The organism is Streptomyces sp. NPDC057950, assembly GCF_042887295.1.
In the GTDB taxonomy this organism is placed as follows: domain Bacteria; phylum Actinomycetota; class Actinomycetes; order Streptomycetales; family Streptomycetaceae; genus Streptomyces; species Streptomyces kaempferi.
On sequence record NZ_JBHVPP010000001.1, the window covers coordinates 308,086 to 330,768 of the forward strand.

The following is a 22,683-nucleotide window of genomic DNA, read 5'->3' on the forward strand; positions in this document are numbered from 1 at the left end:
GTCGGTCCGGAGGTGGGGCGGTCGTGGGCGTCGCACGGCCGGTGGAGGGGACGAAGGTCCGGGGCGCGGGGAGTTCAGGACGTGCTGTCGACGCCCAGGCGTTCCAGGAGCCCGGCACGCAGAGCGGCGAAACGGGGGTCGGCGATGTCACGCGGGCGGTCCAGCCCGACCCGGGTCTCGTACGCGATGGCGCCCTCGTCCATGACCAGGACCCGGTCGGCGAGGAGCACGGCCTCCTCCACGTCGTGCGTCACCAGCAGGACCGCGCAGCCGCGCCGCTGCCACAACTCGCCGACCAGCCGCTGCGCCGTGATCCGGGTGAGGGCGTCGAGCGCGCCGAACGGCTCGTCGAGCAGCAGCAGATCGGGCTCGCGCACCAACGCGCGTGCCAGTGAGGCACGTTGGGCCTCGCCACCGGAGAGCGTCTTGGGCCACGCGTCGGAGCGGTGAGTGAGACCGACCTCCGTCAACGCCTGCTCGGCGACCGGGCGTTCGGGCTTGCCGGGCAGTCCGAGCAGGACGTTGCGCCACACCTTCTTCCACGGCATCAGCCGCGGTGCCTGGAACGCGACGGCCTTGCGGCGCGGGACGAGGACGGAGCCCTCGATGTCACGGTCGAGCCCGGCGAGGATGCGCAGCAGCGTGGACTTGCCGCAGCCGCTGCGACCGAGCAGCGCCACGAACTCCCCCGGCCGTACGTCGAGATGGAGGTCCTGGATGACGGCGCGGCCCTCGAAGACGCGGGTCAGCCCCTGGACGCGTACGGCCGGGAGCGGCGCGGATGCCTCCGCCTGCGCGTGCGACCGGACCTGTGCGGGCGCGTGTGCGGGGGTCTGTGTCCGCGCGGGTATGTGCGCCGCCGATGCGGCCTTCTCCGCGGTCACCGGCCTGTGAATGTCGGTCGCCATTGCAGCAGCAGCCTTTCGAGGGAGCGGACGACGAAGTCGGCGAGCAGGCCGAGGAAGGCGTAGACGATCAGACAGACCACGATCACGTCGGTCCGCAGGAAGTCGCGGGCCTGCACCATGAGGAAGCCGATCCCGGCGTCCGCGTTGATCTGTTCGGCGAAGACCAGCGCCAGCCAGGCGATGCCGAGGGAGTAGCGAAGCCCGGTCAGGGCCCCGGGCAGCGCGCCCGGCAGCACGACGTGCCGCACGAGCCCCCGGCGGGAGAGCCCGAGCGACTCCCCGGCCTCGATCAACTGGGAGTCGACGCCGCGGATACCGGCGTACACGTTCAGATAGAGCGGGAAGGAGACGCCCAGCGTGATGATGGCGATCTTCGGGGCCTCGCCGATCCCGAACCAGATGATGAACAGCGGGATCAGCCCGACGAAGGGCACGGTCCGCAGCATCTGCACGCTCGCGTCCACCAGGTCCTCGCCGATACGGAAGAGCCCGGACACGAGTGCGAGACCGGTGCCGATGACGGTTCCCAACAGGAGCCCGACGGCGACGCGTTGCAAGGAGACGCCCATCGCGTTCGGCAGCGAGCCGTCGGTGACCAGATCGGCGCCGACCCGCGCGATGGTGCCCGGCGGGGCGAGGACTCCGGAAGCCAGTACGCCCGTACCGCTGAGGAGTTGCCAGAGCGCGAGCAGCAGAAGGGGGCCGGCGGTGCGGCGCAGCCAGCGGGGGACGCGGGCGCGGCGCGTGGAACTCGGCACGATCGGGACGAGGTCGGGTGACGCCGGTGCCCGCGCGGTGTGCTCGACTGCCGCGGATATTCCAGGAATATCGGACTCGGAAGGGCCGGGCGGGGCATGGCTGACGGTCATGGATGCTCCACGGGGAGGAGAGCGGCCGGAGAGGGGTGCGCCAGAACTCCGCCGCGTCAGGAACCAGGTGCGGGCTCATGACGTGCGGGTGGGGTGGAGCGCGGGCGCGCCGGGAGGGGCGAGTGCCGTACGGGCGAGGTGTGAAAGGGCGTCAGCGGCCGCGGCGACACGCGGCGGAGGCCACCCGCAGCAGGTCGATGTGACCGCGCGTGGTGAGCAGGGCTGAACGCAACATGCGGCAGAAAGTAGTCAGGTCGCCGGTGCCCGGTCAATGGCGTCTCGTGGAATGGACCCCTCGTACCACGGGCCGGTCGTAGTCGCATCCTGGTGCACGGGTGAGAATCGGGGCATGTCCGATGCCTTCACCACCCGAGTCCTGAACATCACCACCGGCTCCGCGGAGACGGTCGTCGACCTCACCCGTGACTGCGAGACCTTCCTGCGGGAGGCGGCGGCCGGACGCGACGGCCTGCTGAACGTCTTCGTGCCGCACGCCACGGCCGGAATCGCGATCATCGAGACCGGCGCCGGAAGCGACGACGACCTCCTCGCGGCCCTGCACACCCTGCTCCCCTCCGACGACCGCTGGCAGCACCGCCACGGCAGCCCCGGTCACGGCCGCGACCATGTGCTCCCCGCCATCGTCCCGCCCCACGCGACACTGCCGGTGCTCGGCGGGCGGCTGGAGCTGGGGACCTGGCAGTCGGTGTGCCTGGTGGACACGAACGTCTCCAATCCCGAACGCCAGGTGCGGTTGAGCTTTCTGGGCTGAGCGGGCGGGGCCCGGGAAGCCCGCCGCACACGATGTGCGACAGCGGCGGCCCGAGGGCCGGCCGACCGCGCGACGATGATCTTCACGATGCCGCGGATGAGCGACCGGCCGGTGGTGATTCGGCCCGTGGTGTTCTTGAGCGGGTGTAGACAGGGCAACAGTCACGAGGGCGCCCGTCGGGCGCGCCCGTCGCGAACGTCAGGAAGGGACTGTGCATGTTCCGGAAGGTACTTGTCGCGAACCGTGGTGAGATCGCCGTCCGCGCGTTCCGCGCCGCCTACGAACTGGGCGCGGGAACGGCGGCGGTGTTCCCCTACGAGGACCGCGGCTCGCTGCATCGTCTCAAGGCCGACGAGGCCTACGAGATCGGCCGGAGAGGGCACCCGGTGCGTGCCTACCTGTCGGTCGAGGAGATCGTGGGGGCGGCGCGCAGGGCCGGGGCGGACGCCGTCTACCCCGGGTACGGATTCCTGTCCGAGAATCCCGAGCTGGCCCAGGCCTGCGAAGAGGCCGGCATCACGTTCATCGGCCCCAGCGCCGACGTACTGGAGCTGACCGGGAACAAGGCGCGCGCGGTCGCCGCGGCCCGCGCGGCCGGCGTCCCGGTCCTCGGGTCGTCGCAGCCGTCGAACGACCTGGACGAGCTGACGGCCGCCGCGCGGGACGTCGGCTTCCCGCTGTTCGTCAAGGCGGTCGCCGGCGGCGGCGGACGGGGCATGCGGCGCGTGGACGACCCGGCGCACCTGCGTGAGTCCATCGAGGCGGCGTCCCGCGAGGCCGAGTCCGCCTTCGGCGACGCCACGGTGTTCCTGGAGAAGGCCGTCGTCGACCCCCGCCACATCGAGGTGCAGATCCTCGCCGACGGAGACGGCAACGTCATCCACCTCTTCGAGCGGGACTGCTCGGTGCAGCGGCGCCACCAGAAGGTCGTCGAACTCGCGCCGGCGCCCAACCTCGACCCCGCGCTCCGTGACCGCATCTGCGCCGACGCGGTCGCCTTCGCGCAGAGCATCGGCTACCGCAACGCCGGCACCGTCGAGTTCCTTCTCGACCGCGACGGCAATCACGTCTTCATCGAGATGAACCCGCGCATCCAGGTCGAGCACACGGTGACCGAGGAGGTCACCGACGTCGACCTGGTCCAGGCGCAACTGCGCATCGCCTCCGGCGAGACCCTCGCCGACCTCGGCCTCTCGCAGGACCGGATCCAGCTGCGGGGCGCCGCACTGCAGTGCCGGATCACCAGCGAGGACCCGGCCAACGGGTTCCGGCCCGACACCGGCACCATCAGCGCGTACCGCTCGCCCGGCGGTTCCGGGATCCGGCTGGACGGCGGCACCGCCTTCGTCGGCTCGGAGATCAGCGCCCACTTCGACTCCATGCTGGTGAAACTGACCTGCCGGGGCCGCGACTTCGCCACCGCGGTGCGCCGCGCCCGGCGCGCGGTGGCCGAGTTCCGCATCCGGGGCGTGGCCACGAACATCCCGTTCCTGCAGGCGGTGCTCGACGACCCGGACTTCCAGGAGGGCAGGGTCACCACCTCGTTCATCGAGGAACGCCCGCATCTCCTGACCGCGCGCCACTCCGCCGACCGCGGCACCCGCATGCTCACCTATCTCGCCGACGTGACGGTCAACAAGCCGCACGGGGAACGCCCGCACCTGATCGACCCCACGACCAAACTGCCGGACGTCCCGGCCGGCGAACCGCCCGCCGGATCGAAGCAGCGGCTGACCGAACTGGGGCCCGAGGGCTTCGCGCGGTGGCTGCGGGAGTCGACCTCGGTGGCCGTCACCGACACCACCTTCCGGGACGCCCACCAGTCACTGCTGGCCACCCGGGTGCGGACCAAGGACCTGCTGGCCGTCGCCCCCGCCGTGGCCCGGACGCTGCCGCAGTTGCTGTCCCTGGAGTGCTGGGGCGGCGCCACCTACGACGTCGCCCTGCGCTTCCTGTCCGAGGACCCGTGGGACCGGCTCGCCCGGCTGCGCGAGGCGGTGCCCAACCTCTGCCTGCAGATGCTGCTGCGCGGCCGCAACACGGTCGGCTACACGCCCTACCCCACGGAGGTCACCACCGCCTTCGTCGAGGAGGCCACCCGGACCGGCATCGACATCTTCCGCATCTTCGACGCGCTCAACGACGTCGGCCAGATGCGGCCCGCGATCGACGCCGTACGCGAGACCGGATCGGCCGTCGCCGAGGTCGCCCTCTGCTACACCTCGGACCTGTCCGACCCGGCCGAGAAGCTCTACACCCTCGACTACTACCTCCGGCTCGCCGAGCAGATCGTCGACGCCGGCGCGCACGTCCTGGCGATCAAGGACATGGCCGGACTGCTCCGGGCACCCGCCGCCGCGAAACTGGTGACCGCGCTGCGCAGGGAGTTCGACCTGCCCGTCCACCTCCACACCCACGACACGGCCGGCGGCCAGCTGGCCACCTACCTCGCCGCGATCGACGCGGGCGCCGACGCCGTGGACGGAGCGGTGGCCTCCATGGCGGGTACCACCTCGCAGCCGTCGCTGTCGGCGATCGTCGCGGCCACCGACCACTCGGAGCGACCGACCGGGCTGAGCCTGCGGGCGGTCGGCGACCTCGAGCCGTACTGGGAGATCGTCCGCAGGATCTACGCCCCGTTCGAGGCCGGTCTCGCCTCGCCCACCGGACGCGTCTACGACCACGAGATCCCCGGCGGGCAGCTGTCCAACCTGCGTGTCCAGGCACGGGAACTGGGCCTCGGCGACCGCTTCGAGGACATCGAGGCGATGTACGCCGCGGCCGACCGGATGCTCGGCCGCCTGGTCAAGGTCACGCCGTCGTCCAAGGTGGTCGGCGATCTCGCCCTGCACCTCGTCGGCGCGGGCGTCCCGCACGAGCGGTTCGCGGCCGACCCCGGCGCGTACGACATCCCGGACTCCGTGATCGGCTTCCTGCGCGGCGAGTTGGGCGATCCGCCCGGCGGCTGGCCGGAGCCGTTCCGCAGCAAGGCCCTCAAGGGCCGCGCCGCGCCCAGGCCGGTCGTCGAACTGTCCGCCGAGGACCGCGACGGACTGGAGAAGGACCGGCGGGCCACCCTCAACCGGCTGCTGTTCCCGGGCCCGGCGAAGGAGTTCGAGGCGCACCGCGACGCCTACGGCGACACCGGCGTCCTGCCGAGCAAGGACTTCTTCTACGGTCTGCGGCCGGGGGAGGAGCACGAGGTGGACCTCGAACGCGGGGTGCGGCTCCTCATCGTCCTGGAGGCGATCGGCGAGGCGGACGAACGCGGCATGCGTACCGTGATGGCCACGCTCAACGGCCAGCTCCGGCCGATCCAGGTGCGTGACCGCTCGGTGGCCTCGGACCTGCCGGCGGCGGAGAAGGCCGACAAGTCCGATCCGAAGCACGTCGCCGCGCCGTTCGCCGGAGTGGTGACGCTGTCGGTCGCGGCCGGGGACGCCGTCGAGGCGGGCGCGACCGTCGCGACGATCGAGGCGATGAAGATGGAGGCCGCCATCACCGCCCCGGTAGCCGGAACGGTGGGACGTCTTGCCATCACCTCCGTCCAGCAGGTCGAGGCGGGCGATCTCCTGATGGTGATCGCCCAGGCGTAGTCGGACAGCGCGGGACACCTCTGGACCCCGTCGGACCCCGCGGGGTCGAACGCCCGAGTCCCGGAACCGTGCCGTCACCCGGCCGGCTCCGGGACCCCGGGAGTTCAAGGCACCGGGGCTCCGGGGCCGTACGGGCTCGCGGGGCGGCGGGGGGCGGTCACTGCTCCCGTATGCCCCACGGCGAGCCGTACGCGGTGAGCAGGTCGAGGAAGGGGCGGGCGGGGAACGCCTCCGGGCCGAGGACTCCCGAGCCGGTCCACGCCCCGGTGGCCAGGAGCTCGAGGGCGACGACCGGGTTGACGGCCGTCTGCCACACCACCGCCTGGGAGCCGTACTCGGCCATCGACCACTGGTTGTCGACCACGTGGTAGAGGTACACCTCGCGGGGCGCGCCGTTCTTGGTGCCGCGCACCCACGTGCCCGCGCAGGTCTTGCCGTGCATGCGCTCGCCGAGCGTCGCCGGGTCCGGCAGACAGGCGGCCACGACGTCGCGGGGCGACACGGCCACCGGGCCCGCCGCGCTCGGCACGGTCACCGGATCCGTACGGTCGAGGCCCAGCAGGTGCAGCGTCCTGAGGGTCTGGATGAACTCCTCGCCCAGGCCGTACTTGAAGGTCACGCGCCGCGCGTCGATCCAGCGCGGGACGAGCAGCACCTCCTCGTGCTCCACGTTCACGCACTCCACCGGGCCGATGCCCTCGGGGAAGTCGAAGACCTCCGGCTCGCTGAACGGCGCCGTGGTGAACCAGCCGCGGTCCGCCTCGTAGACGACCGGAGGGTTGAGGCACTCCTCGATGGTGGTCCAGATACTGAAGGACGGGGCGAAGTCATAGCCGTCGACGGTGAGGTTCGCGCCGTCACGGATGCCGATCTCCTCGATCTCGTCGAAGAGTTCGTCGGCCGCGTAGCGTGCGAAGACATCGGACAGCCCCGGCTCCACGCCCATGCCGACGAGGGCCAGCGCGCCCGCCTTCTCCCAGTCGGCGGCCTGCGCGAACTGCGCGTCGCCGAGCATGACCCCGCACTCGTCGTACGGCCTCTCGGGATGGGGGCGCGACAGGGACATCGCCATGTCGAGGTAGGTGGCGCCGGCTTCGCGCGCCGCCTGGAAGAGGGGCATCACGAACCGGGGATCGGTGGCGTTGAGCAGGACGTCGCACCCGTGCCGGCCCAGCAGCGCGGTCACCGCTCCCTGGTCGGAGGCGTCGACGCGCTCGGCACGGAAGCGGCCCGCGGCGTCCGGGAGGGCGGCCACGGCGGCCTCGGCGCGGCTCAGGTCGTAGTCGGCCACGACCATCTCGTCGAAGAACGGACGACGGGCCGCGATCCGGGTGATGGCGGTGCCCACACCGCCGGCTCCCACAAGCAGAACACGCATGACACGGACTTCCTCTCTGCGGAGAAGGGGCGTGCCCGCGCGGACCGCAGACGCGGCGCCCCTGGCGTGAGATCCAACGCCGGGCGCTCGGATAAGGTCAATGGTGTTGGCGTAAGGAGCGAGGAGGCGGCGGTGCCGAAAGCGGTGGTGCCCGAGGAGAAGCGGCGGCGTCGGCGTCCCACCAGGAGCGGCACCGTCCTGTCCGAGCGACTCATCGTCGAGACCGCCCTGCGGATGCTGCGTGAGCACGGCAGCGCGGGACTCACCGCCCGCCGTCTCGGCCTGGCCCTGGACGCCGACCCCAGCACCCTGTACCGGTACTTCCGCGGTATGGACGACCTGACCCTCGCGATCGGCGACGCCCTGATCGGGCAGGCCCTGGACGGGTGGCGGCCCACGGGGGAGTGGCGGTCGGATCTGCGCGGCCTCGGGCTGCGTATCCACGCGGTGTACGTCGGGCATCCGCAGGCGGCCCTGCTGACCGCGAACCGGGTCACCGGCCGGGCCCACGAACTGGCGGCCGACGAGGCCATCCTCGATGTCCTGCGCACGGCGGGGTTCCCGCTGCCGGACACGGTACGGATCTACCAGGCCTTCATCGACCAGACGCTGGCCTTCGCCGCGCTCGACGCCGCCTCGCTGGCGCTGCCACGCGAGAGCCGCAGCGCCGATGAGGACATGTGGCGTTCGACGTACGCCCGGCTGCCGCGCGTCACCCATCCCCGGATCGCGGAGGCGGCACCCCTTCTGGTGACCCGCATGGTCGACAGCGCCTATCCCACGGCGCTGGAGATGTTGCTGGACAGCGCGGCGGCGCAGTGGGAGTCGCTGCGCGCCCGCTGACGACGGGCGGTGCCGCGGAGCGATGACCCGCCGGTACGGTCCGTGGCCTGGAGCCTGGCGTCAGGAGTCATGAGCCGGAGGGCTGGGAGCCGGAGGACCGGGAGTCGGAGGGCCCGGTGGCGGGGAGGTGGAGGCTCAGGATCCGGGCGTTCGAGCGGGCCGGACGGACGGGTGGGGCGGTACGGACGGGTGGGGCGGTTCGAGCGGTCCAGACGGTGGCGGGAGCGCTCCCATACAGGGAGGATACGGCTCATGACCGATCAGCCGACGATCCGCCCGTACAAGCCCGAAGACCGCGCGGCGGTAGCGCACGTGTGCGTGATGACGGCCAACGACGGAGGGGATTCACGGGCTCTCTGTCCCGACCTGGAGCTGATGCCGTCCCTGTTCGCGTACCCCTACTGTCATCTCGAACCGGAGCTGGCCTTCGTGCTCGACGACGGGACCGGCCGAGCGGTCGGCTACGTCCTGGGCACCGCCGACACGGCGCGGTTCGTGGGCGAGCTCCGCGACCTCTGGATACCGCGTGTCGCCACGCGCTACCCACGGAGGACGACGCCACCGCGCACGCCGGGCGACACGATGATCGACCTGCTGCACCGCCCCGAACGCATGATCCTGCCCGAGCTCGCCGCCTATCCCGCGCATCTGCACATCGACCTGCTCCCGGACTGGCAGCGCAGGGGCCATGGCCGGGCCTTGATGGACACCTTCCTCGACGCGCTCGCGGACCGCGGTGTCCCCGCCGTCCACCTCGGCATGGTCACCGCCAACACGTCGGCACGCGTCTTCTACGACCGTCTCGGTTTCCACGAGATCCCGGTGCCGGAACCGGGCCCCCTGACCTATCTGGGCAGGTCGACGGACCGCCAGCGCCGCTCGCCCTGATCCGCGCGGGCCGTGGGGACCGGACCCGCGTCAGGGAGCGGGTACGGCCTGAGTCAACCTTATGAAGATCTCGTCCCTCTATACGAGGAGACGTCCTGCGGGTGGTGGGGGGAGAGGGCATTGCTTAGGGCGGTGGAAGAGCGTCGCGGCGATGTCGGCATGGGTCATGGACGGACGGCGGGACCCGGTGACGGTCCACCGCCGCCCGCCGTGGGCGGCGGCGGACGGGGGCGACCGGGCGGCACGCCGTACCGGATCGCGTCGTTCGTCGGACGCACCCTGCGCGGCGAGTGGCACGGCATCGTCGTCGAACCGTTCCGGCAACTCCGGCGCCGCGGACTGTCCGGACTCGTGCTGGCGTTCGTGGCCGCCTTCGGGGTCATCTTCTTCCACGCGATCGCCCAGCATCCGACGGGCGCCACGGTGGTGCGGCTGACGGGCGGGGTCAAGGCGGCCCTGCCCCTGCCGCTGGCCCTGCTGCGTACCCCCGTGTCCCTGTACGTCCCCGCCCTCGACCTGCCGGTGTGGGCGGGCATCACCCAGCTGTTCCTCGCGTTCGCCCTCGCCGAACTCGCCCTCGGCCGCGCCCGGACCCTGGCCATCGCGTACGCCACCACGTTGGCCGGCACCCTCACGGTGCGCGTGATGATCGCGATGGGGCCGGGCTGGTGGGGTCTGGGGCTGCCGCCCGAGACCGGGCAGGTGCTGGACACCGGTCCGTCCGCGGCGGTGGTGGGTCTGTTCACCTACCTCGCGGTCGTCCGACGGGCGCCCGTGGTGTTCGCGCTCACCGGCGGCTCGATGGTGTGGGAGTCGATCGTCAGACCCAATCTGGCGGGTCGGGAACACCTGATCGCCGTGGCGGCCGCGATCGTGCTGGGGCTGCTGCGCGGGCGCTGGCGAAGACCCGTACGGGCCCTGACGGTCTTGCTCCACTCGCGCCGCGCGGAGAACCGGCCGACCGACGGCCCGCACCTGCCGGAACCAGCGGCCCCACCGGGCGCGGCGGAGTCACCGGCCCGGACGGGAGCACCGGCCGCCGCGCGGCCACCGGCTCCGGCGGATCCGGCGGCCCGTGCGGACCCGCCGGTCCCCGCGCATCGCGCCAACGAGCCGCGGGCGCGACTGCGCTGACACCGCCGACTCGGGCCGAAGGCTGTTCCACGGCGGGCGCACGTCGCCGGACGTGACGCCAGACGTACGGCGGGTGAGGGTGTGCCGCCGGTGACCCCGTCCGGCGTCCGGTGGGCGAATTCGCCGAGGATCGTGAGTACGACGAAGGTCACAATTACATATCGGACACTTCGCACTTCAATCTTCACGCGAGGTACACAAGTTGGCTAAGTTGACGACAGGCCACACGACTTCCTCCGGCGAACCTCGCCGGGTCGCTTGGCCTCCGCCTAATCCGGTGCGGCCTCCTGGCGACCGGAGCCGGGGACCCAACCGAACCCTGGGGTGAATCGGCCCAACTGCCCCACCGGGCAGAGGCTGTAGGGCATACCTTCCGGATCTGTCCGCCCGAACCCGACAGCTAACTCGGTAGGCGGAGCACGGAAGGAGTACGTCTGCCATGGCGCCGGAACGCACCCCGGGCCCTGGAGGCAACAGCCTCCCCGGCATGCCCCGCTCCGCACCCGCGACGGTGGCCCGTTCCTCGGCGGACCTGGTCCCGCAGAGCCCCAACTCCGCCTCCCTCGGCGGGGACGACGGTCCGAGCCGCGAAGAGGTCCAGCAGCGGATCAGCTCTCTCTACGACCGAGCCGAGACCGCCACCGGGAACTACAACGCGACCCGCGCGATGACCACCGCTTCACGCAATCGCCTCAACCCCGCCCGGGACAACGGGCGCAGGGGCGGCGACGCCACCCTCGACGACGTGTCCCGGCCCTGGTTCGACGCGGTTCGTGCGCAGTTGGGCCCGAGCGCGCCGGCGCGGCTGCCGGCCGACCGAATGCCGAAACGCCCGGCCGAGACGCGTCCCGCGCCTGCCGCGACGCGCCTGGACGGCGGCCCCTCCGCCCGCGCCCTGGAGGCCGCAGGCCGCCCCGTTCCGGAGCTGACCGCCGGACCCGCAGCGGGGCCCGTGGCCGAGTTGGCGGCCGCGGCTGGGCCTGTGGCGGAGCTCGCCTCCGGGAGGGCCGTGGCCGCGCTGCCGGCCGGGACCGGGGCGCGGCAGGAGACCGTCAGGGCCCTGCCCGCGCCGGCCGCCGACTCCGGTCACTCCTCGCTGAAGAACCGCAAGGAGCAGAACCGGCGCAAGCTCGCACTCGCCCGTGAGCTGCTGTCCCGGCACGCCGTCCGGCAGCGGAGCACCCCGATCGCGGCGATCGGGGCGCGGCCGGCCCAGGAGGTCTGGCCCACCCCGCAGGAACAGACCCGCCGCGAGGCCGAGGAGCAGTGGCGGCGACAGCAGTCGGCCGGACCGGGCATGGGCGCACCCGTGGCCACGGCCGCCCGTGCGGGTATGGGCGCACCCGCCGGTATGGACGCGTCCCTCGGCGCGGGAACACCCCTCGCCCCGGACATGACGTACGCCCCGGACATGACGTACGCCCCGGACATGACGTACACCCCGGATATGACGTACACCTCGGACATGACCTTCACTTCGGGGGTGACGTCCGCCGCGGACACGGCGTTCGGCTCAGGCGTGACGTTCGCCTCGGACACGGCGTTCGCCCCGGGCACGGCCCACGCTCCTGAGCTGTCCTACGCCCAGGACACGGCCTACGCCCCCGACCGGTTCCAAGCCCCGGAGCCGCTCCCTGCCCCGGACCCGCCTTTCGCCCCGGAGCCGCCCGTCGCCGCGGAGACGGCCTACATCCCCGCCATGACCTTTGCTCCCGCGCCTGCCCCGCCGGTCGTGTCCGCACCGTTCGCGCCGGCCGTCGCTCCCGGCCCGGCCTTCGTCGCGGTCGCGCCCGTCACCACGGGAGTACCCACTACCGCGGGCATCGGCATCGGCATGGGCGTGGGCATGAACATGGGCGGTGGCGACACGTCCGGTTCGGGGTACGACATGAAGGCCGCCAAGGCGGTGGCCTTCGCACGTGCCCAGATCGGCAGGCCGTGTGTCTGGGGCGCGGCCGGGCCGGGCTCCTACGACTGCGCGGGCCTCACCCGGGCGTCGTGGACGGTGGCCGGGGTCGCGCTCCCGCGTACCGCGCGCGACCAGGCGACGGCCACCACGGCGATCCCGCTCACCGACATCCGCGCCGGCGACCTGATCTTCTTCTACGACGACGTCAGCCATGTCGGCCTCTACGTCGGCGACGGCATGATGGTCCACGCGCCGAGCCCGGGGGCGTACATACGCGAAGAGTCGATCTTCTACGCCGGACAGGCGGCGATCCACAGTGCCGCGCGGCCCGCGTAAGGGGCCGGGAGGCGGCGCCCACGGCTGCCGGCCCGCAGTCTGAAGAGGGGTGCCGAGGCGGCTGGTCCCGCACGGACTGCCCGACGCCCGCGCCTGGTTGGCGCGGGCGTCGGTCTTCCTCGCCCGGGGCGGGGCATCGGACACCGTCTCGGGCAGGCACGCCCCGTCCACTCGCCGGTTCGCCGAACGGGCCCACGGGGAAGCCCACTTGGCCGAGTCGACTGTGCGCGTCGAGGCGACTTCGACGGCGTGGGTGCACAACTCGGCTTCAGGGATGTTGCCTTGGCGGGATCGCGGCGGCGGTCACCGCTTGATCAAGTCCATCCGGCCTGTACCCGCGCTGTTCGCGGTGCGTTCAGTCCGTGGTCGTCGGTGTGCCCGAGGCTTCGCCGGGAGCGTGAGCGCGCTCCTTGTCTGCCCGACCCCCTGAAAAGAGGACCGGCCACCTTGCGTACGCACTGGCGTAGACAAGCCCCCATCACTGCCGCCGCCCTGATCTTCCTCGCCCTCGGCCTGTCGGGTGCGCCGGCTTCGGCCCAGGACCCGTCCACGGTGCGGATCAACGAGGTCGAGTCCAGCGGCGGCAGCCCCGGCGACTGGATCGAACTCGTCAACACCGGGACCGCCGCGGTCGATGTGTCCGGGTGGATCGTCAAGGACAACGACAACTCCCACTCCTACAAGGTCGGCAAGAAGACGTCGATCGCCCCGGGCGCGTTCCTGGCGCTGGACGTCGAGTCGTCGTACGGGCTGGGGAGTTCGGACTCCGCGCGGCTGTTCCTGGCGGACGGTTCCACCCTGGTGGACTCCTACACCTGGACCGACCACGCCAGTACCACGTACGGGCGGTGCGCGGACGGCACCGGCGCGTTCACGACCACGACCGCGCCGACCAAGGGTGCGGCGAACGCCTGCGGCACCACCGGCGGCGGGGGCGGCACCACGTGGCCGGGCGGCGCGGCGGTCACCGTCGCGGACGCTTCGAACGTGTTCGGGGAGAACCTCAGCGGGCTGTCCTTCGAGAGCGAGGGTGTGCTCTGGGCGGTGGACAACGGCCCCGGCAAGCTCTACCGGCTGGTGCCCAACGGCGCGACATGGCGCCCCGACCCGGCCGGCGGCTGGGGCTCCGGCAAGGCTCTGCACTACGCGGGCGGCAGCGGCGACCCCGACGCCGAGGGTGTGGTCGTCACGCCCGACGGCATGTTCGTCGCCACCGAGCGCGACAACGCCAACGGCTCCACCAGCATGCCGAAGATCCTGCGCTTCGACGCCTCCTCCACCGCCTCGTCGCTGAACGCGACGGCGGAGTGGAACCTCACCTCCGACCTGCCCTCCCTGCCGGCCAACGCCGGGCCCGAGGGCATCTCGTGGATCCCGGACACCTTCCTGACCGCGCACGGATTCCGCGACGAGCACACCGGTGCCGCCTACGACCCGGCCGGCTACCCCGGCCACGGCAGCGGTCTCTTCCTCGCCGGCGTCGAGGGCAACGGCACCGTCTACGCCTACGCCCTCAACCAGTCCGGCGGCGGATACACCCGCGTCGCCACCGTCGCCAGCGGCTTCCCCGGTGTGATGGACCTGGAGTTCGAGCCCGCCACCGGACGCCTGTGGGCGGCCTGCGACGACACCTGCCAGGGCCGGACCTCGACCCTCGACATCAACGCCCAGGGCAAGTTCGCCGTCACCCACACCTACGACCGGCCCACCGGCATGGCCGACTACAACAACGAGGGCTTCGCCATCGCCCCCCAGTCCGCCTGCGTGGGCGGCCACAAGCCGGTCCTGTGGTCCGACGACACCAACGACGGCGGCCACGCACTGCGCGCCGGCACGCTGAACTGCACGGCCTGACACCAGCGGGACGGGGCGGGACGGCCGGCAGCCGTTCCCGCCCCGGTACCGGGCGGCCGGGGCCGGGTGAGTGCCGGGTGCGCCGTGCTGCCGTTCCGGGGGGAAGGCGTTCCGGGCGGGCCGCTCTCAGGGGTGCCGGGCCGTGTCCTCGGCGTGGACGCCTCGGCGGGTGGCCCGGGTCCGCCCCGCAGTCGTCGCGAGTTCCCGCAACCGGCGCCAGTTCAGGGGTGGTTGGGAGTCGGGCACACCGGGACGTTTCCTGGGGACCCGGACGCGCAGCGCGCCCGGGTCGACGCGGCAGTGGACCGGGGCGGGCAGCGTCATGGCCTCGCCGTCGACACCGGCCTCGATCTCCGGTTGGTCCGCGTCGACGACCACCTCGCGGGTGGTGAGGACCGCGAGTCCCTCCGAGGCGCGGTCCAGCACCAGGGCCGCGGCCTCGGCCGCGCTGTCGACCTTGATTCCCAGGACACCGAGCAGCCCGGAGTCGAGCCGCTCGCGGCGGCCGATCCCGGCCGGATCGTTCGTGCGGTAGGGGTTGTTGCTCACCAGTACGGCCTGTGGGGCGTCGAGCGTCGTGCCTTCGGTGCGGGCGGTGAGCCGCGGCCCGACCCGGCGGGTGAGCAGTTCGGGCAGGAGCTCCAGGATGGTGCCGATCTTGTCGTCGCGGTACGCCGGGCTCTGGACGACCGCCGCGTAGGCGCCGAAGGACGCGTTGTTGACGAACGGATGTCCTCCGGCGTAGCCGAGGTCCACCCGGAGTTCGACGCCGTCGGTGAGTGCGTCGAGGCAGCGCGCGGGGTCGTCGCGGTCGAGCCCGAGGTCCATCGCGAAGTGGTTGCGGGTACCCGCGCAGACGACCAGGAACGGCAGACCGTGCTCGGCGGCGACGGCCGCGACGAGCGCCTGGGTCCCGTCGCCGCCCGCGACGCCCAGCAGATCGGCTCCGTCGGCGACGGCCGCGCGGGCCAGCGCGGTGACGTCCCGCTGTTCGTCGGGGCCGAGGAGGACGACCCGCGCGCCGAGCCGTTCGGCTTTCTCCACCAGGCCGAACCTCGCCACCTTCCCGCCCCCGGAACGCGGGTTCATGACGAGGAAGGGGCGGCGCGGGGGCGGCGTCCTGCGCTCCCTGGCAGGCCGGGAGCGGGGGTGATCGCCGCGCAGCGCGTAGCGCCCGGTCCCGACGGCCAGGGCCCACAGCACCAGGGACACCGGGACGGCCCACAGCAGGGAGAGCGCGAACACGGTGACGACGGCGGCGGGTGCGGCCATCGCCAGCAGCGCCGCCACCCAGCGCAGCGGGCCGCGCCGGGTCAGCGTCCACCATGCCGCGGCCGCCGTGACCACCGCACCGACGAACGCGATCGCGAGGAGCAGTAGGCCGCTCAGGCCGCCCTTGGCGAGCGGCAGCAGCACCGCCAGTGCCGCCGCGGCCAGTGCGGCCCTGGCCGCCCATCGCTGCCGGCCGCGGGTCGCGCCGCTCGTGTCCTCGGTCATCGCTCCTCCAGAGATGCGGCCGACGCGCCGGTGCGGGGCCGCGTGGAAGCACGCAAGCAGGGATCGACGGTGCCGCGCCGGTGCGGCCCACTCCACCACACACGGCGCGCTGAGCGATCGAGGACCCGGTGCGGGCGGGGGCCGTCACCCGGGAAGAGGATCCGGCCGAGCCGGCCGGGCGGCGGCAGGACAGGAGCTCTCGGTACCCCCGGGGAACGGCCATGGCGCGGCTGATGCACGATGGGCGGCGGCGGGCCCCGGCGGACACGGCCGGGTCCGCCGCGCGGAGCGGCGGACGCACGAAGGAGCGGGGGCACGCGGAGGGGCAGACTCGCGACGGAGCGGGGGCACGCGGAGGGGCAGACTCGCGACGGAGCGGGGGCACGCGGAGGGGCAGACTCGCGACGGAGCAGGGCACGCGGGGGAGCAGACTCGCGACGGAGCAGGGCACGCGGGGGAGCAGACTCGCGACGGAGCAGGGCACGCGGGGGAGCAGACTCGCGACGGAGCAAGGCACGCGGAGGAGCAGGCCGTGCGAAGGAGCAGGGCGGACGAAGGAACAGGCGCGCACGGGGACGGCGGTGCGAAGGGACACCGGCCGGAAGGGACACCGGCGCACGGGGAAGGCGGTGCGAAGAGACACCGGCCGGAAGGGACACCGGCGCAAAGAGACGGCGGTGCGGAGGGACAGTGGCGATGAGCACAGACCGGGGCCGGGTCCTGGTCGTCGACGACGACGCGGCGATACGCCGTTCACTGGAGCGCGGCCTGCGGCTCGGCGGATTCACCGTGGACCTGGCCGACGGCGGCCGCCCGGCGCTGGCCGTGGCCCGGACGAGACCACCGGACGTGATCGTGCTGGACATCTCCATGCCGGACCTCAACGGCATCGAGGTGTGCAGGGCGCTGCGGGGCGACGACAACGACGTACCCGTGCTGATGCTCTCCGCGCTCGACGAGACCGCCGACCGGATCGCGGGGCTGCAGGCCGGCGGCGACGACTACCTCGTCAAACCCTTCGCCCTGCAGGAGCTGGTGCTGCGCCTGGAGGCGCTGTTGCGCCGCAGACCGCCGCGCGACACCGACACCGTACGGGTCGGCGGCCTGCTGATGGACCCCGCCGCCCGCAGCGTCACCCTCGACGGCCGGCCGGTGGACCTGACCCGGCGCGAGTTCGAGCTCCTGCACGTCCTCGCGCGCAACGCCGGCCTCGTACTCAGCAGGGACCAACTCCTCGACCGGGTATGGGGATACGACTTCGACGTGCGTACCGACGCGGTGGACACCTTCGTCAGTTACCTGCGCCGCAAACTGGAGACCCCGAACCGCGCGCGGATCATCCACACCGTACGGGGCGTGGGCTTCGTCCTGCGGGACGACCGGGCGGGGGAGCGGCGGTGAGGCTGTCCACGCGGATCGCGCTGGCCGTCGGCGCCACCGTGCCGCTCTTGGTCCTGGCGACCGGTTGGCTGCTGCTGCGGCTGGTCGCGGCGGATCTCCACGACCAGCAGGACGCCCATCTGCGCGAGCGCGCGACGACCGTGGCCAAGGACGCCCGGGGACTGCTGCGCGCGAGTGCCGCCGACCGGTCGGCCGCGGTGGAACAGGCGCGGCAGCGACGGCTGTTCACCTCGGCCCTGGACGTCGGCGTCCGGCTGATCGGCGCGGACGAGACCTTCACCGGCGGACCGCAGCCGGACGCCGGAGCACCGCTGCCTTCGAGCGCGCCGGTCCCGGTCACGCTCAGGGCCGACGGCCACAGCTGGCGGATCCTGTCGACCCGGGTGACCGGAGCCCGGCCCGGAGTGCGCGGCACCCTGTGGCTGTTCGCTTCGGACACCGCCGCCGACACCCAACTGCGGCTGGTCCGGCGGCGCGTGGTGTCCGTCGCGCTGCTCGCCGCGCCGCTGTCCGGACTGCTCGCCTGGGGTGTCGCCGCGCGGGCGAGCCGGCCGTTGCGCCGTCTGCAACGCCGCGCGAGCGGCCTGGACCCGCGTTCCAGCCCGGCCCGGCTGGACCACACCCCGACGCGTATCGCCGAGGTCGACGATCTCGCGCACACCCTGCGGACCGTGCTGGCCCGCTACGACGAACAGGCCGCCAGAACGGCCGAGGCACTGGCCACCGCACGCTCCTTCGCCTCCGCCGCCTCGCACGAACTGCGGACTCCGCTGATGAGCATGCAGACCAATTTGGAGATCCTTGCCGGGCATCCCGAACTCGCCGGAGCCGACCGCGACGAGGTGCTGCACGACCTGCGCCGCGAGCACGCCCGGCTGCTGGGCCTCCTGGTGATGCTGCGCGACCTGGGCCGCGGGGACCTCGTCGAGGCCGACGCCTTCGGTCCCGTGGACCTGGCCGACGTCGTCGAGGCGAGCACGGAGGAACAGCGGCGGCGCCATCCCCGCGCGCTGCTGTCCGGACACCGCGCGCCCGGCCTGCGGGTGCACGGCTGGGAGCCGGGACTGCGGACCGTGGTGGACAACCTCCTCGTCAACGCCCTGGTGCACGGGCACGGGGAGGGGCGGCCCGCGCGGGTGGAGGTGAGCCTGCGCGCGAGCGGTACCGACGTGCTCCTCGTCGTCGACGACCAGGGCCCCGGCATCCCGCCCGAACTGCGCGCGCAGGTCTTCGAGCGCTTCAGACGGCGGCCCGACAGTCCGGGCTCCGGCCTCGGACTCACCCTCGTCGCCCAGCAGATCGCTCTGCACCGGGGACGTGTCCGGGTCCTGGACCGGCCGACGGGGCCCGGCACCCGTATCGAGGTCGCGCTGCCGCTCGTCGACGGTGTGGCGGACGGAGGGGGCACGCTGCCGCTCCGGCGCAACTGGATGATCGAGGCCGCCGACCGGCCACAAGAATTCCACAAGGACGACTCCTAGTTTCCGCGGTGTGCGGGCAACCGCCCGTGAACACGGAGGAGTTCGTCATGCCAAGCACCAGGAAGACCGTCGTCTCATTGGTCGCCGTGGGTACGCTGCTCGGCGCCGCGGGCGTCGCCGCGGCGGACACCGGGTCCCCCACGCCGTCCGGCGCGCCCACGGGCGACGGCGCGGCGGCGCTGTGCCGTCGCGCGCCGAAGACCGACCAGCGGATCGACAGGATCCTCGAGCGGCTGAACGCGGACGCGTCCCGGCGCGGCTCCGTCGCCCGCCTCGAACAGCGCGTCGCCAACGCCAAAGCGGCGGGGCACACCGAGATCGAGGGTTATCTCAACGACAGGCTCACCTTCCGGCGCTCCCTGATCCCCACCCTGGAGGCACGCCAGAAGGACCTGTCCCAGGTCGAGAAGTGGTGTGGCGCCAACGGCGACGGAAGCGCGAAGTGAGGGGCGCGCGCCGGGTCGCACCGGCCGGGACGGCCGCCGTGGCCGTCCTGCTGCTGGCCGGCTGCGGTCACGGCGCGGACGCCGGGCAGCCGGCGCCCGCTTCCTCGTCCTCCACGGACCTCGGCCACCTGCGGAAACTGGTCGACGACGCCGATTCGGCGGCGAGCAAAGCGGAGTCGGACATGGCCCGGGAGTGACCACGGCGGTCCGTGGGGGCCGGCCTCCCGCCCAGGAGCGGGGCACCCACGGCGGTGACGTCGGACCCGCGGCCTGCCGCCGTACCGCCCCCCAGGCCGGGGGCGGTACGGCAGGCGGAGGCTGGGCACTGGCATCGCCGTGGTCGTCGTCCCGGTGCACGGGCACCGTCACAGCCGTCGTCACAGCCGTCCCGGTGCCCGTGCACCGTCACGGCCTTCCCCGCGCACCCGCACCCGCACCCTCACCGGCCGTCCCGGCACGCGTCCGAAGGGGGTCGTGCGGGGCCGGATCAGGTCGGCGAGCCGGAGCTGGGTGGCGGACCGCCGGGGCGGATCCGATGGTGGCCGTCGACGGGGTGGGGCGTGAGGTGCGGGCGGTGCGGATGCTCGGAGGCGACCCGTTCGACGATCAGAAGGGCGGCGTCGTCGGAGGGCCGGTCGCCGACGTGGGCGAGGAGGTCGTCGTGGATGTGACGCAGCAGGGCGTCGGGTCCGGCGCCCCGGAACGCGGCCGCCCGCTCGGCGAGCGGGTAGAAGGCCCCCGCCGGTGACCGGGCCTCGATGACGCCGTCGGTGTAGAGCAGCAGGATGTCGCCCACCTCGAAGGTGAACGGGTCGGTGTGGTGGCGCGCGGCGGGCATTTCGCACAGACCCAGCGGGGGCACCGGGTGCTGGGCGTACAGGACCTCGATCTTGTCGTCGTGCAGCAGCAGGGGCGGGGGATGGCCGCAGTTGATCATCTCGACCCGGGTGCCGTGGTCGGGGATGTCGAGGACGAGCGCGGTGATGAAGTGCTCGCCGGGATCGTGCTCGGTGTCGGCCACCTCGTCGAGGTCCCGGCACACGCTCGCCTCCAGCGCCGCCGTCAGTTCGGGCAGCGTGGCGTACCGCTGGGCGCCCTCGCGGAAGGCGCCGAGCGCCACCGACGCCTCGCCGATCGAGGACATGCCCTTGCCGCGGACGTCCCCGATGACCAACCGGGTGGACGCGTGGGCGGAGCGGGCCACCGCGAAGAGATCGCCCCCGATCCGGGCCTCGTCCTCGGCCGCCAGATACAGCCAGGCCACCCGCAGCGGCCCGATGCGCCGGGGCGGTGGCCTCAGCAGGACACGCTGCGCCGTCTCGGCCACCGAACGTGACCGGCTCAGTTCCAGTGCTCTCCGCTCCCGCACGTGGCACACGAAGACCACCAGCGCGGAGAGCACACTGAGGGCGATGATCTGCGCGACGTGGTTGGCCGTGGTGAGGCCGCCGTGCAGCACCGCGATGAGCACCTGGGCGGTCACGGCCAGCACTCCGACCAGGGCGGTCAGCCGTGGGCCGGCCAGTGAGGCGGTGAGCGCGGGCGCGATCACCAGCAGTGGGCCGAGATGGATGTCGGCCGGTGAGTGGATGTCCACCACCGTGATCACTACGATCAGCGCGACGGGGATCGCCACCAGCCCGCGGCCTGACGGCTGCTCCACGAGGCGGTCCACTGACATGCGCCGGACGCTCACCTCCCCATTTTCCCCCGGAGCCGGAGCACCTGCTTCCCGGCGCGCTGTCCGGTGTCCCGTCGGGGGTCCTGTGGGCCGTCCGGCTCTCGCCCGACTCTAGGGATGTGCTCAGAAACCAAGGGTCATAAGTCGCCCTTATGGGGTCATAGATCCAACCCGAGTACTGACTAAGGCATGCCTTAGCTTAGGCTTCCGGGCGAGTCACCCCGCCCCCTTCGAAGGGAATCTGATCATGCCTCGCCCTCTGCGGGTAGCCATTGTCGGAGCCGGTCCCGCCGGCATCTACGCCGCCGACGCGCTGCTGAAGTCCGCAGTGGCCGTCGAGCCCGGTGTGTCCATCGACCTCTTCGAGCGGATGCCGGCCCCCTTCGGCCTGATCCGTTACGGCGTCGCCCCGGACCACCCGCGGATCAAGGGCATCATCACGGCCCTGCACCAGGTGCTCGACAAGCCGCAGATACGTCTCTTCGGCAATGTCGACTACCCGGGGGACATCAACCTGGACGACCTGCGCGCCTTCTACGACGCGGTGATCTTCTCCACCGGCGCGACCGCGGACCGGGCCCTGGACATACCCGGCATAGGTCTCGACGGCTCGTACGGCGCGGCGGACTTCGTCTCCTGGTACGACGGGCACCCGGACGTGCCGCGGACCTGGCCCCTCGAAGCGGAGAAGGTCGCCGTCCTCGGCGTCGGCAACGTCGCGCTCGACGTCGCGCGCATCCTGGCGAAGACCGCCGAGGAGCTGCTGCCGACCGAGATCCCGCCGAACGTCCACGAGGGACTCAAGGCCAACAAGGCGCTGGAGGTCCACGTCTTCGGCCGCCGTGGCCCGGCGCAGGCCAAGTTCAGTCCCATGGAGCTGCGGGAGCTGGACCACTCCCCGAACATCGAGGTCATCGTCGACCCCGAGGACATCGACTACGACGACGGCTCGATCGCCACCCGGCGCGGCAACAAGCAGGCGGACATGGTCGCCAAGACCCTGGAGAACTGGGCCATCCGCGACGTCGGCGACCGGCCGCACAAGCTGTTCCTGCACTTCTTCGAGTCGCCGACCGAGATCCTCGGCGAAGACGGCGAGGTCACCGGCCTGCGCACCGAGCGCACCGTCCTCGACGGCACCGGCAACGTCAAGGGCACCGGTGCCTTCAAGGACTGGGACGTCACGGCCGTCTACCGTGCCGTGGGCTACCTGTCCGACAAGCTCCCCAAGCTGCCGTGGGACGTCGAGTCCGGCACGGTCCCCGACGCGGCGGGCCGGGTGATCGAGGAGACCGGCAAGCACCTGCGGTCGACGTATGTCACCGGCTGGATCCGGCGTGGGCCGGTGGGCCTGATCGGCCACACCAAGGGCGACGCCAACGAGACCGTCGCCAGTCTGCTCGACGACCACGCGGGCGGCCGTCTGCACACGCCCTCCGCGCCCGAACCGGAGGCCGTGGACGCGTTCCTGAAGGAGCGCGAAGTCCGCTTCACCACGTGGGAGGGCTGGCACCGGCTCGACGCCGCGGAGAAGGCGCTCGGCGAACCGCAGGGCCGCGAGCGGGTGAAGCTCGTCGAGCGCGAGGACATGCTCGACGCCAGCGGGGCCTAGGGTCTGACGTCCGGATCGGGCGGATCCTGAGCCCTCCGGTGAACGGTATGGGGGGGACCGTCCGATCGGGCGGTCCCT

18 protein-coding genes and 1 riboswitch are annotated in these 22,683 nt (G+C 72.5%); of the genes, 12 read left to right on the plus strand and 6 right to left on the minus strand.

Annotated features, from left to right (window positions below):
* Positions 1 to 74 precede the first annotated feature (74 nt).
* From ACFVTC_RS01455 to ACFVTC_RS01465, 3 genes are all read right to left on the minus strand, one after another.
* Positions 75 to 908 (minus strand): ABC transporter ATP-binding protein, encoded by an 834-nt coding sequence (locus ACFVTC_RS01455; RefSeq protein WP_390122761.1) that lies wholly within the window; start codon positions 906 to 908, stop codon positions 75 to 77.
* Positions 881 to 1,777, minus strand: a complete 897-nt coding sequence (locus tag ACFVTC_RS01460) for an ABC transporter permease (protein ID WP_390122763.1) — start codon at positions 1,775 to 1,777, stop codon at positions 881 to 883. Before ACFVTC_RS01460 ends, ACFVTC_RS01455 begins: the two co-directional genes overlap by 28 nt.
* Positions 1,778 to 1,928: 151 nt before the next feature.
* Positions 1,929 to 2,012, minus strand: coding sequence for a putative leader peptide (locus ACFVTC_RS01465; protein WP_313884353.1), 84 nt, complete (start codon positions 2,010 to 2,012; stop codon positions 1,929 to 1,931).
* 114 nt (positions 2,013 to 2,126) lie between these two features.
* Here ACFVTC_RS01465 and ACFVTC_RS01470 point away from each other — a divergent pair, with 114 nt between their 5' ends.
* Positions 2,127 to 2,549 carry a secondary thiamine-phosphate synthase enzyme YjbQ gene (locus ACFVTC_RS01470; RefSeq protein WP_390122765.1) on the plus strand — a complete coding sequence of 141 codons (423 nt, stop codon included), beginning with the start codon at positions 2,127 to 2,129 and terminating at the stop codon, positions 2,547 to 2,549.
* Positions 2,550 to 2,764: 215 nt separating this feature from the next.
* Positions 2,765 to 6,145 carry a pyruvate carboxylase gene (locus ACFVTC_RS01475; RefSeq protein WP_390122767.1) on the plus strand — a complete coding sequence of 1,127 codons (3,381 nt, stop codon included), beginning with the start codon at positions 2,765 to 2,767 and terminating at the stop codon, positions 6,143 to 6,145.
* Positions 6,146 to 6,302: 157 nt separating this feature from the next.
* Here ACFVTC_RS01475 and ACFVTC_RS01480 read toward each other — a convergent pair whose 3' ends face one another.
* Positions 6,303 to 7,523: a saccharopine dehydrogenase family protein gene (locus tag ACFVTC_RS01480; protein WP_390122769.1), complete on the minus strand. Its 1,221-nt coding sequence runs from the start codon at positions 7,521 to 7,523 to the stop codon at positions 6,303 to 6,305.
* Between the two features lie 132 nt (positions 7,524 to 7,655).
* Here ACFVTC_RS01480 and ACFVTC_RS01485 point away from each other — a divergent pair, with 132 nt between their 5' ends.
* The 5 genes from ACFVTC_RS01485 (at position 7,656) to ACFVTC_RS01505 (ending at position 14,487) form a co-directional block, all read left to right on the plus strand.
* Positions 7,656 to 8,366: a TetR/AcrR family transcriptional regulator gene (locus tag ACFVTC_RS01485; RefSeq protein WP_390122770.1), complete on the plus strand. Its 711-nt coding sequence runs from the start codon at positions 7,656 to 7,658 to the stop codon at positions 8,364 to 8,366.
* Positions 8,367 to 8,618: 252 nt separating this feature from the next.
* Positions 8,619 to 9,254, plus strand: coding sequence for a GNAT family N-acetyltransferase (locus ACFVTC_RS01490; RefSeq protein WP_390122772.1), 636 nt, complete (start codon positions 8,619 to 8,621; stop codon positions 9,252 to 9,254).
* Between the two features lie 159 nt (positions 9,255 to 9,413).
* Positions 9,414 to 10,388 carry a hypothetical protein gene (locus ACFVTC_RS01495; protein ID WP_390122774.1) on the plus strand — a complete coding sequence of 325 codons (975 nt, stop codon included), beginning with the start codon at positions 9,414 to 9,416 and terminating at the stop codon, positions 10,386 to 10,388.
* A gap of 256 nt (positions 10,389 to 10,644) precedes the next feature.
* A riboswitch (cyclic di-AMP (ydaO/yuaA leader) is annotated at positions 10,645 to 10,819 on the plus strand.
* An 8-nt stretch (positions 10,820 to 10,827) separates the two neighbouring features.
* On the plus strand, positions 10,828 to 12,633 hold the full coding sequence (locus ACFVTC_RS01500) for an NlpC/P60 family protein (protein ID WP_390122776.1): 1,806 nt from the start codon (positions 10,828 to 10,830) through the stop codon (positions 12,631 to 12,633).
* A 447-nt stretch (positions 12,634 to 13,080) separates the two neighbouring features.
* On the plus strand, positions 13,081 to 14,487 hold the full coding sequence (locus tag ACFVTC_RS01505) for a lamin tail domain-containing protein (protein WP_390122778.1): 1,407 nt from the start codon (positions 13,081 to 13,083) through the stop codon (positions 14,485 to 14,487).
* A gap of 126 nt (positions 14,488 to 14,613) precedes the next feature.
* Here ACFVTC_RS01505 and ACFVTC_RS01510 read toward each other — a convergent pair whose 3' ends face one another.
* The gene (locus ACFVTC_RS01510) at positions 14,614 to 15,984 is read right to left on the minus strand and encodes a diacylglycerol/lipid kinase family protein (protein WP_390122780.1); all 1,371 of its coding nucleotides are present in this window, start codon (positions 15,982 to 15,984) and stop codon (positions 14,614 to 14,616) included.
* 696 nt (positions 15,985 to 16,680) lie between these two features.
* On the opposite strand from ACFVTC_RS01510, the gene ACFVTC_RS01515 reads away from it, so the two are divergent.
* From ACFVTC_RS01515 to ACFVTC_RS01530, 4 genes are read left to right on the plus strand one after another with little or no spacing between them, the layout of a single operon-like run.
* Positions 16,681 to 17,385 (plus strand): response regulator transcription factor, encoded by a 705-nt coding sequence (locus ACFVTC_RS01515; RefSeq protein ID WP_390122782.1) that lies wholly within the window; start codon positions 16,681 to 16,683, stop codon positions 17,383 to 17,385.
* A complete protein-coding gene (locus ACFVTC_RS01520; protein WP_390122784.1) occupies positions 17,382 to 18,866 on the plus strand; it encodes a sensor histidine kinase in 1,485 nt (494 codons plus the stop codon). The genes ACFVTC_RS01515 and ACFVTC_RS01520 overlap by 4 nt, the downstream gene beginning before the upstream one ends.
* A 47-nt stretch (positions 18,867 to 18,913) precedes the next feature.
* Complete coding sequence (locus tag ACFVTC_RS01525; RefSeq protein ID WP_390122786.1) at positions 18,914 to 19,312, plus strand: hypothetical protein; 399 nt, start codon at positions 18,914 to 18,916, stop codon at positions 19,310 to 19,312.
* Entirely contained in the window at positions 19,309 to 19,509 is a 201-nt protein-coding gene (locus ACFVTC_RS01530) for a hypothetical protein (protein ID WP_390122788.1), read from the plus strand. The genes ACFVTC_RS01525 and ACFVTC_RS01530 overlap by 4 nt, the downstream gene beginning before the upstream one ends.
* Before the next feature lie 290 nt (positions 19,510 to 19,799).
* Here the strand turns inward: ACFVTC_RS01530 and ACFVTC_RS01535 are convergent, their stop codons facing one another.
* Positions 19,800 to 20,993, minus strand: coding sequence for a PP2C family protein-serine/threonine phosphatase (locus ACFVTC_RS01535; protein WP_390122790.1), 1,194 nt, complete (start codon positions 20,991 to 20,993; stop codon positions 19,800 to 19,802).
* Positions 20,994 to 21,240: 247 nt separating this feature from the next.
* On the opposite strand from ACFVTC_RS01535, the gene ACFVTC_RS01540 reads away from it, so the two are divergent.
* Positions 21,241 to 22,605 carry an FAD-dependent oxidoreductase gene (locus ACFVTC_RS01540; protein ID WP_390122792.1) on the plus strand — a complete coding sequence of 455 codons (1,365 nt, stop codon included), beginning with the start codon at positions 21,241 to 21,243 and terminating at the stop codon, positions 22,603 to 22,605.
* Positions 22,606 to 22,683: the final 78 nt, after the last annotated feature.